The sequence below is a fragment of the Oerskovia sp. Root22 genome, from assembly GCF_001429135.1.
GTDB classification, from domain to species: Bacteria; Actinomycetota; Actinomycetes; order Actinomycetales; family Cellulomonadaceae; genus Oerskovia; species Oerskovia enterophila.
Genome location: NZ_LMIL01000001.1, coordinates 224,342 through 238,512, shown reverse-complemented (window position 1 = coordinate 238,512; position 14,171 = coordinate 224,342). Strand labels below are relative to the sequence as shown.

Sequence of the window (14,171 nt, the reverse complement as noted above, 5' to 3'; positions counted from 1 at the left end):
CCGGAAGGAAGCACATCATGTCCAAGCGAATCGACGTCTCGGACCTCAACGTCTACTACGGGGACTTCCTCGCCGTGGAGGGCGTGACCATGGCGATCGAGCCGCGCTCGGTCACGGCCCTGATCGGCCCCTCGGGCTGCGGGAAGTCGACGTTCCTGCGGACGCTGAACCGCATGCACGAGGTCATCCCGGGAGCGCACGTCGAGGGCAAGGCCGTCATGGACGGCCAGGACCTCTACGCGCCCGACGTCGACCCGGTCGCGGTCCGCCGCCAGGTCGGGATGGTCTTCCAGCGCCCCAACCCGTTCCCGACGATGTCGATCAAGGAGAACGTCCTGGCGGGGGTCAAGCTCAACAACAAGCGCATCTCCAAGTCGGACGCGAACGACCTGGTCGAGTCCTCGTTGCAGGGCGCGAACCTCTGGAACGAGGTCAAGGACCGTCTCGACCGCCCGGGCTCCGGGCTGTCCGGCGGCCAGCAGCAGCGCCTGTGCATCGCCCGTGCGATCGCGGTGCGCCCGCAGGTGCTCCTCATGGACGAGCCGTGCTCGGCGCTCGACCCGATCTCGACGCTCGCGATCGAGGACCTCATGTCCGAGCTCAAGGACGACTACACGATCGTGATCGTCACGCACAACATGCAGCAGGCTGCCCGCGTGAGCGACCGCACGGCGTTCTTCAACATCGCGGGCACGGGCAAGCCGGGCAAGCTCGTCGAGATGGGCGACACGGCGACGATGTTCTCCTCGCCGTCGGTGCAGGCGACCGAGGACTACATCTCGGGCCGCTTCGGGTGACCTCGCGGTGTGCCGACGTCGAGGGTGGCCGGTCGCCGGACCGCCCTCGACGTCGACGCCCTGGGTGGGCCGGGAGCGCTAGACCGCCGCACCCGCGAGCGTGCCCGTGACGGTCTCCGTCACGGACTCGGGGCCGACGAAGCACTGGATCACGCGATCGTCCTCGAGCTCCCAGCTCTGCTCGCTGGGGAACATGGGCCAGAAGATGAGCGTGGACTCGTCGTAGCTCAGCCCGACGAATGCCTCGAACTGCCCGTGGCAGTGCTCCATGGCCTGGTCCTCGACCGTGGTGGCTCCGGGGAAGTCGCCGTCCTCGAGCTCGAGCTCTGCATAGACCTCGCCGTTGTGGGGCTCGGCGCACGGTACGACGGGCAGGGACGCGAACTCCTCGGTCTCGGCGTCGGACTCCGCCTGGTTGATGCAGTCGCCGATCTGGAGCGAGAACACGTCGGCGTCGGAGGCCGCGGTGACCTCGCCGTTCGGCTCGTCGCGCTGGGCCTCTTGCGGGCCGAGGATCGCGCTGCAGCCGGAGACGAGGAGAGCCGACGTGAGGAGGACTGCGCCGACCGCGAGGGAGCGGGCGGGGCGGAGGCGGGCAAGAGCCACGGGCGTGCCGTTTCTACGAGGGGGGAGGCCACGACGGCCGATCCCGATGGCGGGATGCTATCGGGAGCCGCCGACACGCGTCAGGGTGATTTCTCCGGTCCGTCCCAGGAGGGAAGCACGACGGCGAGGCACCCCTCCTGGGGGCGCCTCGCCGTCGTGCACCGCTCGTCGCGCGGGGGACGGGCACCGACCTTTCCGTCGTTGCGGGGGCCGGGCCGTCAGCCGCGGATCAGGGCAGGTAGTCCTCGTACTCCGGCAGGAGGCCGTTCAGGACCGGGACCTCGGCGGTCTGGGTCTCGCCCGTGCTCGACGTCAGGGTCACCGAGATGGTGCCGCCCGGCGGCACGTCGATGTTGCCGAACTGCGCCTCGAAGCCGTTGTCGACGCTCAGGTAGACCGTCTCGCCGGCCTCGAGGGGCACGTCGATCGGGTCGGTCCCCTCAGGTGCGACCGTGATCTCGACGGGCTCGTCGGAGTCGTTGGCCATGCCGCCCAGCAGCGTGCCGGGCTCGCCCTCGGCGGCCGAGATGATGAGCAGGTTGAGCCCGCGCACCTCGTCGGTGAGGTTGATGCGGACGCCGTCGGACGGCGAGTAGGCGATGTCCGTCGTGATGGGCGAGCAGGCCGACACGGCGAGGACGCCCGCCACGATCGCGGGGATCGCGAGCACGAGCGATCGCCGAGGCGTGGTCAAGCGGGACGGGGTGCTGGTCACGTGCGCTCCAATGTGCTGCGGGCAGTCTCGGTGTGCGACGGGTGGGGCCGGTGCTCGGCGCCCGGGCGCACATGACCACAGCCTAGTCGCTCCGGCGGATGCACTGCTCGGGCAGCGCGGGGGACGGTACGAGGGGGCATGCCTGCGGCCGCCCGGTCGCTGCGTAGGGGGTGGCCTCGGGCGTCTCCCGCGCTGCGGAGACGTGCGCCCCACGGGCTCACGGGAGCGTGAACCGCTCGTGAACGGCATCGATCGCCAGGGTGCGGCGGGCGTGAGCAGCGGAATCACGGGGCTCTCGCGGGCCGCGAGCGAGGCGAGGGCTCGGAATCGCAGGGGCCCCCGTGGTAAGATCGACCTCCGCGAAAGGGGACATCTGCAGATGACGTTCACAGTAGGCGAGACCGTTGTCTACCCACATCACGGTGCCGCAAAGATCGAAGAGATCAAGACCCGCACCATCCGCGGGGAGGACAAGATCTACCTGAAGCTGAAGGTGGCTCAGGGCGATCTGACGATCGAGGTCCCGGCGGACAACGTCGACCTGGTGGGCGTCCGCGACGTCGTCGGCCAGGAAGGTCTCGACAAGGTCTTCGAGGTTCTTCGCGCACCATACACGGAAGAGCCGACCAACTGGTCGCGCCGCTACAAGGCCAACCTCGAGAAGCTGGCCTCGGGCGACGTGATCAAGGTGGCAGAGGTCGTCCGCGACCTGTCGCGTCGTGACGCAGACCGCGGCCTCTCGGCCGGGGAGAAGCGCATGCTCGCGAAGGCTCGACAGATCCTGGTCTCGGAGCTTGCCCTGGCCGAGCACACCGAGGAGGACAAGGCCGAGGCCATCCTCGACGAGGTCCTGGCTTCCTGAGCCGCGAACTCACCACGTACCACCGACGACGCACGGGCTGCTGGCAGCCCGTGCGTCGTCGTCTGTGGGCGCTCGGCCTCGCGGGGCTCCCGACCACGGCGGGTCGGGCAGGGCTTCCGGCCCCGACCGATCGTCTCGGCCGCGGTCCGACGACGGTCCACGAGCCGAGATCGTCTACCGTGACATCGTGACGACCCTCGCCATCCTGACCGCCGCCGGCTCCGGCACGCGCCTCGGTTTCGATCTCCCCAAAGCCCTGGTCCCGCTCCGTGGCCTGCCCCTCGTGCTGCACGCCGCGCGCCGCCTCACCGCGTCGGGCGTGGTCGACGCGCTGGTCGTCACGGCCCCGAACGGCCTCGTGTCCGCCATGTCGGACGTGCTCGAGCACGACCCGCACGTGAGCGTGCCCGTCGTCGTCGTCGCGGGTGGAGCCACGCGCCAGTCGTCCGTGGCCGCCGGGCTCTCGCGCGCGCGTGCGGACGTCGACGTGGTCGTCGTGCACGACGCGGCCCGCCCCCTCGCCCCGGCCGCCATGATCCGACGCATCGTCGAGACCGTGCGCGAAGGCCACCAGGCGGTCATCCCGGGGGTGCCGGTCGTCGACACGATCAAGGTCGTCGCACCGCGCGACCCGCAGCACGGTCTCCCGGACGGCGTCGACCGGGTGGCCTCGACCCCGGAACGCACCCTGCTGCGGGCCGTGCAGACGCCCCAGGCGTTCGACCGGGCGCTGCTCGTGCGTGCGCACGTGGCCGGGGCTGCCCGGGCCCGGACCGAGGCGACCGCGGCGACCGACGACGCGAGCCTGGTCGAGGCGCTGGGCGAGGAGGTCTTCGTGGTGCCCGGTCACGAGCTCGCGATGAAGGTGACGACCGCGCGGGACTTCTACTACATCGAGAAGCTGCTCACGGAGGACGCCCGATGAGTGCACACGGAGGACGTCCGACGAACCTGCCCCGCACCGGGATCGGGACCGACGTGCACGCGTTCGCGCCCGAGGGGCAGGAACGCGACCTGTGGCTCGCTGGGCTGCACTGGCCGGGCGAGCGGGGGCTGGCCGGGCACTCCGACGCCGACGTCGCGGCGCACGCTGCCGCTGACGCGCTCTTCTCCGCGTCCGGGCTGGGCGACCTCGGGTCGAACTTCGGGACGAGCGCGCCCGAGTGGGCCGGGGCGAGCGGGGCGTCGCTGCTCGCCGAGGCCGCGCGCCGGGTCCGCGCCGCGGGCTTCGAGATCGGGAACGTCGCGGTCCAGGTCATCGGGAACCGTCCCCGCCTCGGGCCCCGCAGAGCAGAGGGGGAGGCTGCGCTGAGCGCCGCCGCCGGGGCGTCCGTGACGCTCACCGCGACCACCACCGACGGGCTGGGGCTCACGGGCCGCGGCGAGGGCGTGGCCGCGCTCGCGACCGCGCTCGTGGTCCGCGTCGACGGCTAGCCGCACCGACCGGCTCGAGAGGGACGTCCTGGGGTGCTCGGGCGGTCCGGGGCCAGGACCCCCGGTCCCCGCCCGAGCACCCCAGGACGGGTCGGGTCAGGCCGTCGGCAGCCAGATGCGCATGGTCGACGGCCCGCGGTTCGCCCAGTCGTGGTACGGCGTCAGGACGACGTCGAGCGGCTCGCCGGCCGGACCCGTGCGGTCGCCCTGGCCCTCCGGCCCGACGCTCGCGTTCTCCGGGTACGGCCACGCACGGTCCGTCGACGCAGCCCTCCGCCCGGTCGCGACCACGACGCCGTCCTCCTCGCGCAGCGGCACGGAGGCGTCGACCACGAGCTCGGCGACGTCGTCGACCGTCTGGTCGAGCGACTCGGCGCACAGCACCTCGGGCCCGCGCTCGACCGCGACGCAGCCCCGCACGGCGTCGATCCTGTCGTCGGCCGTCACGACACGTGGCGACACGTCGAGCTCGAGGCGCACCTCGTCGCCCGCGAGGAAGGTCCGCCGGACCTCTGCGGTGCCCGGCCCGACGCTCCACGTCTCACCGCCCGAGGACAGGCGGGCCGAGGCCGACCACGCGGGCACCCGCACCCGCAAGGACCAGTCTCGGTCCGTGTCCCGCAGCACGCGGAAGGTCACGACCCCCGAGTCGGGGAAGTCGGTGTGGACGTCGACCTCGACAGGCGTGCCGTCCGGCAGCGCCGTGCGGATCTCCGCGTCGGCGTACTGGTGCACCTGGAGGCCGTCCTCGTCGACCGTCACGAAGTACGCGGCGAGGCTCGCGAACGTGCGTGCGACGTTGGGCGGGCAGCACGAGACCTCGAACCAGGGGGCCCGGAGGGAGGACGAGGCGCGTGCGCTCGCGACGTCCGCGGGTGCGACGGCTCCCGGGACCCGCTGGTGCAGGGTGTTCGTGTAGTAGAACGACGTGCCGTCGTGCGCCGGGGACGTCGCGACGACGTTGAAGAGCGTCCGCTCGACCAGATCGGCGTAGCGGCTCTCGCCCGTGGCGAGCAGCAGGCGCCAGCTCGTCATGATCGAGCCGATCCCGGCGCAGGTCTCCGCGTACGCCCGGTCGGGGGGCAGGACGAAGTCCTCCCCGAAGGCCTCGTCCTGGTGGTGCGAGCCCTGCCCGCCCGTGAGGTAGGTGCGCCGGGCGACGGTGTTCTCCCACTGGGTCGCGACCGCGTGCAGGAGGTCGCGGTCGCCTGTGTCCGCGGCGACGTCGAGAGCACCGGCCGCGAGGTAGTTGGCACGCACCGCGTGCCCCCGGAAGACGGTCGCCTCGCGGACCGGCTGGTCGTCCTGGAAGTAGGACCGACCGAACTCGATGTCGCGCAGCGTGCCGTGCCCGTGCCGCTCGACGAACAGCGCCGCCTGGTCGAGGTAGCGACGCTCGCCCGTGACCCGGGACAGCTCGGCGAGCGCGACCTCGATCTCGGCGTGCCCGCAGATCCCCTGGCGGCCGTCGGGCCCGAAGGTCGCGCACACGTGGTCGGCGGCCCGCCGGGCCACGTCGACCAGGAGCTGGTCGCCGCCCGTGCGGGCGCGGGCCACCGCGGCCTGGATCAGGTGGCCGTAGCAGTACAGCTCGTGCCCCCACTCGAGGTCCGAGTAGCGGTCCCCCTGGCCAGGCCGTCCGAACATCGTGGACAGGTAGCCGTCGGGCTCCTGCACGGCCGCCACGCGCCGGACGATCGCGTCGAATCGGGCGTCGAGCTCGTCGTCGGGCCTCCTGCCCAGCTCCCAGGCCATGGCCTCGAGGAGCTTGTAGACCTCGGAGTCGGAGAACTCGCGCCCGCGGCGGGCCGCGGGCAGACGGCCCTCGACCGCGGCGTCGAAGTTGCCCAACCACCCCTCCTTCTCGAGCCAGTGCTCGATGTGGGCCAGCGTGGCTGCGCGGTTCGTCTCCTGGCGGGCAGCCCAGAAGCCGCCCGTGATCCGGACTTCGTCGAGCCCGAGCGGACGCAGGACCGACGAGCTGGGGACGACCGGTCGGCCGCCGGTCGACCGGCTGGTGGTGGTGGTCACGGAATTCCTCCGGTGAGGTCGATGCCCACGAGGATGGGCGAGGTGATGGATGGGGCGGGACTGCGCGGGCGACCCGGAGGTCAGCCCTTGAGCGCGCCCGACATGAAGCCCTGGACGTAGTGCCGCTGCAGCAGCAGGAAGAGGACGACGCACGGCAGGGCCAGGACGACCACGCCCGCCTCGGTGGCCCCGTAGTCGACGATGCCCATGATCTGCTGGCGCATGTTGGCCACGGCCAGCGGGAGCGGGAGCTTGGACGAGTCGGAGATGAGGATCAGCGGCGCGATGAAGTCGTTCCAGGCCGCGAGGAACGCGAAGAGGCCGACCGTGATGAGCCCGGGCTTGACCGCGGGCAGCAGCACCCGCCGCAGGGCTCCGAACGACGTGCACCCGTCGACGAGGGCCGCCTCCTCCATCTCGGTGGGGACGGACTCGAACGAGATCCGCATCATGAAGGTCGCGAACGGGAGCTGGAACATCGTCAGGACCAGCGCGAGCCCGAGGAGCGAGTTCTGCAGGTGCAGGGCGTTCAGGAGGACGTAGAGCGGGATCAGCAGGGTCGCGTAGGGCACCATCAGGATCCCGAGCGTCAGCATGAAGAGGATGTTCTTGCCGGGGAACGTGAAGCGGGCGAACGCGTAGCCGCCGAGGAGCGAGGTCACCAGGGTGAACAGCACGGTCAGCCCGGAGACCACGACCGAGTTCAGGAGGTACTGCCCGATCCCGGCCTGGTAGCCCGCGAGGGTCACGTAGTTCCCGAACCCCCAGCCGTCGGTCTGCGCGCTGCCCGCCTGCGGCGAGACCGAGGCGACGCCGGCCCAGATGAGCGGGAAGAGGAAGATCAGGGCGAGGCCGCCCGTGAAGACGTAGTACGGCGTACGCAGGGCGAGGCCCCCGAGCGTCGTGGTCGGGGTTGCGCGCCCGACCCGTCGTCGTCGCCGTGCCGCCGCAGGTGGCGTGGCGGTCGCGGACGGGGGGACGGGAGCGGACGGGGTCTCGGTCGTGGTGGGCATGTCCGGGGTCCTCACTTCTCGTCCGTCTGGCGCATGCCGCGGAACTGCAGGGCGTTGATGACGATCAGGGCCAGGAGCACGAGGATCGACAGGGCGGCAGCACGGCCCAGGTCGTTCTGGCCCTGGAACGCCATGTTGTAGATGAGCTGGACGACCGTGATGGTGCTGTTGTCCGGGCCGCCCTTGGTCAGGATGTAGAACTGGTCGAACGCGAGCAGCGAGCCCGTGACGCACATGATCGTGCAGAGCATGAGCGAGGGGCGCAGGAGCGGCAGGGTGATGCTCCGGAAGATCTGGAACGGCTTGGCGCCGTCGATGCGCGCCGCCTCGTACACCTCGCCGGGAATGTTCTGCAGGCCCACCAGGAGCAGGAGCATGTAGAAGCCCGCGAAGCGCCACACGATGAGGAAGACGGTCGACCAGAGGGCCGCCGTGGGCGTGCCGAGGAAGGAGATGGGCTCGTCAACCAGTCCGAGCTTCTCGAGGAAGGGGCTGATCGGGCCGGACTGGGGGGAGTAGAGCGCGTAGAACAGGAGCGAGGCGGACGCCAGGCCGAGCGCGCTGGGGACGAGGAACGCGGTGCGCAGGAACCCCTTCCACCGCGTGCTCTCCTGGACCAGCAGCGCCATCCCGAGCCCGAGGCCCAGGAGGAGGACCGTAGCGATCACCGTGTACTTCAGCGTGAAGACGATCGAGGGCCAGAAGTACTTGTTGGCGACGACGTCCTGGAAGTTCTCGGGGAAGTTGGGGCCGCGGTTGCCCGCGAGCAGGGGCCAGTCGGAGACCGACATCTGCACGACGAGGAGGATCGGGACGATGAAGAAGAGCCCGACGAAGACGGCGGTGGGCATCGCGTAGAGCCAGCCCTGGGCTCCCCGGCCGCGCAGGGCGCTGCGCTTGCGGCGGCGCCCGGCAGGGCGGGCCGCGGGCCTCGGGGTGCTCACGGGGGCCGTGGTGTGCGTGGTCACGGGAGTCCTCTCTGACTCGGGTGGACCGTGGCGGGTGCGGCGGTGCGCACCCACCACGGTGCTCGTCCTCGGCGGACGGAGCTTGGCTACTGGTCGAGGACAGCCGTGATCTCGTCGTTGTCGGCGTCGATGTTCTTCGCGTCGCCGAACACCGCTCCACGGACGAGCGTCAGCCACGGGCTGTCGGGAGCGTTGAACGCCTGCTGGAAGTTGATCGCGACGGGCGTGCTGCCCTTGGCCGCGACCTCGTTGATCGTCACGAGGCGCGGGTCGACGGCCGCGTACTTGTTGTCGGCCAGGTCCGCGCGGGACACGACGTCGTTGTTCTTGGCCAGGACCTCGACCTGCGCGTCCTCGCTCGTGAGCCACGAGAGGAAGTTCCAGGCGGCCGCCTCGTTCTTCGAGTCCTTGGAGATCCCGATGCCGTCACCGCCCACGAACGTGGACTCTCCGCCGTCGGGCCCGGGGATCGGGGCGACGCCGACGTCGACCGTCTCGGCCGCGGTCGACAGCAGGGTCGCGGGGTACGGCATCACGCCGACCTTGCCCTCCTGGAAGGGGCCGGTCCACGTCGCGCCGGTCTCGTCCTTGGTGCCGGTGCCGATCGCACCCGAGTCGACCATGTCCTTGTAGACCGCGTAGACGTCCTTGGCCGTGTCGCTCGCGAGCAGGGACTCGGTGCCGTCGGCGCTCAGGACCTGGTCGCCGCCGGCCCAGACCGACGGGAACCACGTGAAGAGCGTGCAACCGCCGCAGTTGCCGCCGAAGTACGTGCCGGACACGCCGTCCTTGCCCAGCGCGCTGATGGCCTTGGCGTGCTCGCCGTACTCCTTGAGCGTCGTCGGCGGCTTCTCGGGGTCGAGCCCGGCCTCGCGGTAGAGGTCCTTGTTGTAGAACATGACCGAGAGGTCGAGGACGAACGGCAGGACGTACTCCTGGTCCTCGTACGTCCCGGCGTCGATGTGGCCCTGCGCGAGCTCGTCGGCGTAGGGGAGCCCGTCGATCCGGTCGGTGATGTCGGTGAACAGGCCCTGGGAGGTCCAGTTCGGGACGTAGACGATGTCCGCGGCGAAGAGGTCCGGGAGGCTCCCGCTGCCGGCCGCCGCGCCGACCTTCGCGACGTAGTCGTCGTTGGGCGTGATGGTCAGGGAGACCTGGTTCTCGTGGCTCGCGTTGTACGCGTCGACCAGCAGGGTGGCCTGCTTCTCCATCGGGGCGCGCGTCCACAGCGTGAGCTGCGTGCCGTCGTCGACCCCCTCGGGTGAGTCGCTCGCGGCGGTGTCGCCGCCCGACCCGCTGTCGGTGTCGTCGGCGGGCGAGCACGCCGCCAGGCTCGTGGCCAGCATGCCGACCGTGAGGAGGGCCGCCAACGGGCGGACTGCGCGGATCGACTTCCGTGTGGTGCTCATTCGAGCCTCCAAGCTCTCTTCGTTGAGGGTGGTGCGGGGGTGTTCGGGTGCTGCTCTGCACGTCCAGGGGTCCTGCGCACGGCGACGAAACCGTTTCGGAAGCACGTCACGGACATCTGGCGACCGCGACGGCCCTGCCTCCACGACGAGATCTATCCGCATGTTGAGGCCGATAGGAGCAGGTTAGCGCTCACATAGCCTCTTGCGAAAGTCGCCGAAAAGGTTTTCTGAGACTATTGCGGAGTGGGGGAGCCGTCAACCCGCTGAGGGGGTTACAGTTTCGTCACGACCTCCGGACCCACCAGGGGCCCGGAACATCTCGAGGGAGCAGGACGATGGTGCGCGAGGACGAAGGGGGATCCCCGCCGGTCGACCGGGCCAAGCGCTCGGTCACGCTGACCGACGTCGCCCGGCTCGCGGGCGTCTCGGTGGCCACGGCCTCCAAGGCGCTCAACGGGCGTGACCAGGTCAAGGCCGAGACCAGGACGCGGGTCATGGAGGCGGCCGAGCGCTTGTCGTTCCAGCCCAACGCGCTCGCCCGTGGGCTGCTCGCGGGGCGGACCGGCACGGTCGGCCTGCTCACGAGCGACCTCGAGGGACGCTTCGTCATCCCCATCCTCATGGGTGCCGAGGACGCGTTCGGGGCCGGCCGCGTCTCGGTCTTCCTGTGCGACGCACGAGGCGACTCGATCCGCGAGCAGTACCACCTCCAGGCGCTGCTCTCACGCCGCGTCGACGGTCTGATCGTCGTCGGGCGCCAGACGGACCCGCGTCAGTCGCTGGGCCAGCGGCTCCCCGTGCCCGTGGTCTACGCCTACGCGCCGTCCCAGGACGACGCGGACCTCTCGATCGTCCCCGACAACGTCGCGGGCGGGCGGGTCGCCGTCGAGCACCTCATCGCGTGCGGGCGTCGGCGCATCGCGCACGTCTCGGGAGACCCCACGTACGCGGCAGCCCAGGACCGCGCCGCCGGCACGGCCGCGGCACTCTCGGCAGCGGGGCTCGAGCTCGCGGGGGACGGCGTGCTGTTCGGGGAGTGGTCGGAGAGATGGGGCCGGAGCGCCACCGCCATGCTCCTGGCCAAGGACCCGTCGATCGACGCGATCTTCGCCGCGAGCGACCAGATCGCCCGGGGCGTGCTGGAGACTCTCCGTGAGCTCGGCCGGGACGTTCCGGGCGACGTCTCGGTCATCGGGTTCGACAACTGGGAGCAGTTCGCGCTCGGTGCGCGCCCCGAGCTCACGAGCGTCGACAACAACCTCGAGGTCCTGGGGCGCTACGCCGCGCAACGCCTGTTCGCCGCGATCGACGGCCAGCGGGCGTCCGGGGTCGAGAAGCTCCCGTGCCGCCTGGTCCCGCGTGGGTCGACCTCACCGCTCGGGGCCCTCGGGGCCCTCGGGGCCTAGGCGCGACCCGCCGTCACCCGACGGGGGTCACGACCAGGCTGTCGGTCACCGCGCGGGCCTGCGCGGCGCCGTCGGCGTCCTGCGTCGCGAACGACTCCGTGACGAACACGAACGCGGTCCCCGTCGAGGTCGCGACCTCGACGATCGTCTCGACCTGGGAGACCTCGACGCCGTCTACCGTGCGGGTGCCCCCGAACCGGTGGGCGGGGAGCCCGGCGAGCTCGATCGGGCCCGGCTGCGTCGGGTCGACGGTCCAGTCCGCGGTCTCTGCCAGGTAGTCGGCAGCCGCGGCGGTCTGCTCGGCGAGCGTCGACCCGCCGGGAGGCTCGGTCGTGACGACCACGTTGGCCGTGAAGCCCGGGTCGCCGAACGGCTTCTCCGTGCGGACGACGAGGGGCGCGTCCTGCCCCGCACGGTCCCAGCCCGCGGGGACGGTCAGCGTGACCGAGACGCCGTCGTCGGTGATCTCGGCGGACTGCGAGGTCGCTGCGGGCGGCGGCGCCTCCTGCGTGGCGCCGCCGCAGCCCGCGAGCAGGGGCACGAGCAGCGCGCAGGCGGCGACGAGGGAGAGCGGGCGGTGCGAGCGTGCCACAGGTGTCCTTTCGGGCCGGGACGGGCTCCGACGGGAGCCGACCCTCCCAGCCTGCCACGTCCAGGTCGTGGCTCGGCCTGCTCGCACGGCTCCCACATGCGAATATGCGACATTGAAGGCATGGTGGACAACAGCGGGCGACGTTCGTGCGCACCACCGAGGACGGTCACGAAGGAGTTCGACGATGAGCCGCATGTCCATCGAGGAGCGCCGCGCTCAGATCGTCGACGCGGCGATGTCGATCGCCATCCGTGAAGGGGTGGAGGCCGTCACGGTGCGCGGGGTCGCAGCCGAGGCCGGGATCTCGCTCGGGACGGTCCACTACTGCTTCGAGGACAAGGACGCGATGCTCCGGGCCATGGGCCACAGCGTCGCGCTCGTGGCCTCGGACCCGGTCCGCATGGCCCTGGACCCCACGCAGGACCTCTACACGATCGCGCACGCGGCCGCCGACGGGTTGTGGCAGGGCCTCACCCCGCGCCGCCACATGCGGCTGCTGACGTTCGAGTTCGCGACCGCGGGCTCGCGCAACCGTGCGCTGCGCCCGGTCGCGCGGGCGCACCTCGAGCAGACGTGGGCCATGACGCAGGGCATCCTGGACCAGCTCTCGGAGATCGCGGGCATCACGTACTCGATGGACACGCCGTTCCTCGCGCGCATCGTCGCGGGGTACATCGACGGGATCGAGATCGCGTGGCTCGTCCAGCAGGACGACGAGGCCACGATCCGCAGCTTCCACGCGCTCGCGGACTACGTCCTGTCGCTCGTGGTGCACCCGGACGGTGCGGTGCCGAGCACGGAGGAGCCCGCCGAGGCCTCGTAGCGGGGCTTGCAGCAGCCCTGGTGGCTGCGTCCGGCTCCGCACGACGGCCCGACGGCGCCGCTCGCCCCGGGCGGCCCACGTCCCGTGCGCGACGCGCGCCGTCAGCGCGGCCCGAACACCTGGTCCGTGTACGGGTTCGCGAACACGCCGCCCGGGTCGGCCTGGGCGCGGACCCGGCGGAAGTCCTCGAAGCGTGGGTAGCGCTCCGCGAGGTCCTCGGCGCCCAGCGTGTGGAGCTTGCCCCAGTGCGGTCGCCCTCCCACGCCCGCGACGATCTTCTCGACGCCCTCGAAGTAGCGCTCGTGCGGGAGGCGGAGGTACTGGTGGACCGCGACGTAGGCGCTCTCGCGGCCGTGGGCCGTGGACAGCCACACGTCGTCCGCGGCGGCGAACCGGACCTCGACCGGGAACGGGACGTTCTCGCCCGAGGCCCTGACCCAGGCGTCGATCTCCTCGAGCACGTTCACGAGCTCGGCGCGCGGCACCGCGTACTCCATCTCGCGGAAGCGCACGCGGCGCGGCGAGACGAACACCTCGTGCGAGGGCGCGACGTACGTGCGGGGGGCGAGAGCACGTGCCGAGAGCGCGTTGATGCGAGGCGTGGCGCGCGGCACGGCCGTCGCGAGCCGGTTGATGACCTCGAAAGCCCCGTTGGACAGCAGCTCCTCGTCGACCCAGGCGCGCGCCCGGGTCACGGCGCCCGGCCGCTCCCCGCGCGCCGTGCGCAAGGAGGCCGAGGCCTCGTCGTCGGGCCCCAGGCGGTCGTTGCGCTTGGTGAGCGCGCGGCGCGTGTGCGGGAACCAGTAGAACTCGAAGTGGTCGTGCGCGTTCTCGAGCCCTTCGGCGTCCGAGCCGCCCCCGCGACCGCCCGAGGCCGTGCTCAGCTCCTCGAGGACCCGGTCGAGCGGCCAGGGCTCCTCCTGGGCCCGCAGGTGGAACGCCGGGACGACGTCGAGCGTCACGGCCGCGAGCACGCCCGTCGAGCCGAGGCCCAGGCGGCTCGCCTCGAACAGGTCGGGGTCCTGCTCGGGCGTGGCCTCGCTGACCGAACCGTCGGCCCCGACCACGCGCACCCCGCGCACCTGGGTCGCGAGACCGCCGAGCGAGGCGCCCGTGCCGTGCGTGCCGGTCGAGATCGCGCCCGCGATCGACTGGCGGTCGATGTCGCCGAGGTTGCGCATCGCGAGCCCCGCCGACGCCAGGACCTCGTTGAGCCGATGCAGCCGGATGCCCGCCCCCACGGTCACGCGCGCGCCGGTCTCGGTGCGGGTCACGTCCTCGACCGTCTGCAGGTGGTCGAGGCTCAGCAGGAGCCCGTCGGTGACTGCGGCTCCCGTGAACGAGTGGCCGGCGCCGACGGCCCGGACGTGCAGGCCGTCGTCCGCGGCTCTGCGCACTGTCTGCGCGAGCTCGTCGGTGTCGCGCGGGGCAGCGCGGCGCAGGGGATCAGCGGTCTGGTTTCGCGCCCAGTTCGTCCATGAACCGGGAGCCTGCTGGCTCGTCACACCCGGCACT

At 71.5% G+C, this 14,171-nt stretch carries 14 protein-coding genes; 6 read left to right on the top strand and 8 right to left on the bottom strand.

What is annotated here, in order from left to right; translation table 11 throughout:
• The first annotated feature begins 17 nt into the window (after positions 1-17).
• Complete coding sequence (pstB, locus tag ASE15_RS00925; protein WP_056645242.1) at positions 18-797, top strand: phosphate ABC transporter ATP-binding protein PstB; 780 nt, start codon at positions 18-20, stop codon at positions 795-797.
• Between the two features lie 78 nt (positions 798-875).
• On the opposite strand, the gene ASE15_RS00920 is transcribed toward pstB, so the two are convergent.
• Entirely contained in the window at positions 876-1,403 is a 528-nt protein-coding gene (locus tag ASE15_RS00920; RefSeq protein ID WP_056760587.1) for a septum formation family protein, read from the bottom strand.
• A 229-nt stretch (positions 1,404-1,632) separates the two neighbouring features.
• The gene (locus ASE15_RS00915; RefSeq protein ID WP_139107879.1) at positions 1,633-2,118 is read right to left on the bottom strand and encodes a hypothetical protein; all 486 of its coding nucleotides are present in this window, start codon (positions 2,116-2,118) and stop codon (positions 1,633-1,635) included.
• Positions 2,119-2,497: 379 nt separating this feature from the next.
• On the opposite strand from ASE15_RS00915, the gene ASE15_RS00910 reads away from it, so the two are divergent.
• From ASE15_RS00910 to ispF, 3 genes are all read left to right on the top strand, one after another.
• Positions 2,498-2,980, top strand: coding sequence for a CarD family transcriptional regulator (locus ASE15_RS00910; RefSeq protein ID WP_030144079.1), 483 nt, complete (start codon positions 2,498-2,500; stop codon positions 2,978-2,980).
• A 187-nt stretch (positions 2,981-3,167) separates the two neighbouring features.
• The gene (ispD, locus tag ASE15_RS00905; RefSeq protein WP_056645248.1) at positions 3,168-3,905 is read left to right on the top strand and encodes a 2-C-methyl-D-erythritol 4-phosphate cytidylyltransferase; all 738 of its coding nucleotides are present in this window, start codon (positions 3,168-3,170) and stop codon (positions 3,903-3,905) included.
• A complete protein-coding gene (gene ispF / locus ASE15_RS00900) occupies positions 3,902-4,414 on the top strand; it encodes a 2-C-methyl-D-erythritol 2,4-cyclodiphosphate synthase (protein ID WP_056760584.1) in 513 nt (170 codons plus the stop codon). The genes ispD and ispF overlap by 4 nt, the downstream gene beginning before the upstream one ends.
• Before the next feature lie 96 nt (positions 4,415-4,510).
• On the opposite strand, the gene ASE15_RS00895 is transcribed toward ispF, so the two are convergent.
• The 4 genes from ASE15_RS00895 to ASE15_RS00880 all read right to left on the bottom strand — a co-directional run bounded on the left by ASE15_RS00895 (position 4,511) and on the right by ASE15_RS00880 (position 9,835).
• Positions 4,511-6,445: a glycoside hydrolase family 127 protein gene (locus ASE15_RS00895; RefSeq protein ID WP_056760582.1), complete on the bottom strand. Its 1,935-nt coding sequence runs from the start codon at positions 6,443-6,445 to the stop codon at positions 4,511-4,513.
• 80 nt (positions 6,446-6,525) lie between these two features.
• Complete coding sequence (locus ASE15_RS00890) at positions 6,526-7,458, bottom strand: carbohydrate ABC transporter permease (protein ID WP_082618072.1); 933 nt, start codon at positions 7,456-7,458, stop codon at positions 6,526-6,528.
• 11 nt (positions 7,459-7,469) lie between these two features.
• Positions 7,470-8,426, bottom strand: coding sequence for a carbohydrate ABC transporter permease (locus ASE15_RS00885; protein ID WP_235534067.1), 957 nt, complete (start codon positions 8,424-8,426; stop codon positions 7,470-7,472).
• An 86-nt stretch (positions 8,427-8,512) separates the two neighbouring features.
• Complete coding sequence (locus tag ASE15_RS00880) at positions 8,513-9,835, bottom strand: ABC transporter substrate-binding protein (protein ID WP_056645256.1); 1,323 nt, start codon at positions 9,833-9,835, stop codon at positions 8,513-8,515.
• A 335-nt stretch (positions 9,836-10,170) separates the two neighbouring features.
• Between ASE15_RS00880 and ASE15_RS00875 the strand changes: the two genes are divergently transcribed.
• Entirely contained in the window at positions 10,171-11,241 is a 1,071-nt protein-coding gene (locus tag ASE15_RS00875) for a LacI family DNA-binding transcriptional regulator (protein WP_056645257.1), read from the top strand.
• A gap of 13 nt (positions 11,242-11,254) precedes the next feature.
• On the opposite strand, the gene ASE15_RS00870 is transcribed toward ASE15_RS00875, so the two are convergent.
• On the bottom strand, positions 11,255-11,833 hold the full coding sequence (locus ASE15_RS00870; protein ID WP_056645260.1) for a hypothetical protein: 579 nt from the start codon (positions 11,831-11,833) through the stop codon (positions 11,255-11,257).
• Between the two features lie 184 nt (positions 11,834-12,017).
• Between ASE15_RS00870 and ASE15_RS00865 the strand changes: the two genes are divergently transcribed.
• On the top strand, positions 12,018-12,656 hold the full coding sequence (locus tag ASE15_RS00865) for a TetR/AcrR family transcriptional regulator (protein WP_056760579.1): 639 nt from the start codon (positions 12,018-12,020) through the stop codon (positions 12,654-12,656).
• 101 nt (positions 12,657-12,757) lie between these two features.
• Here the strand turns inward: ASE15_RS00865 and ASE15_RS00860 are convergent, their stop codons facing one another.
• Complete coding sequence (locus ASE15_RS00860; RefSeq protein WP_056646562.1) at positions 12,758-14,161, bottom strand: D-arabinono-1,4-lactone oxidase; 1,404 nt, start codon at positions 14,159-14,161, stop codon at positions 12,758-12,760.
• Positions 14,162-14,171 lie beyond the last annotated feature (10 nt).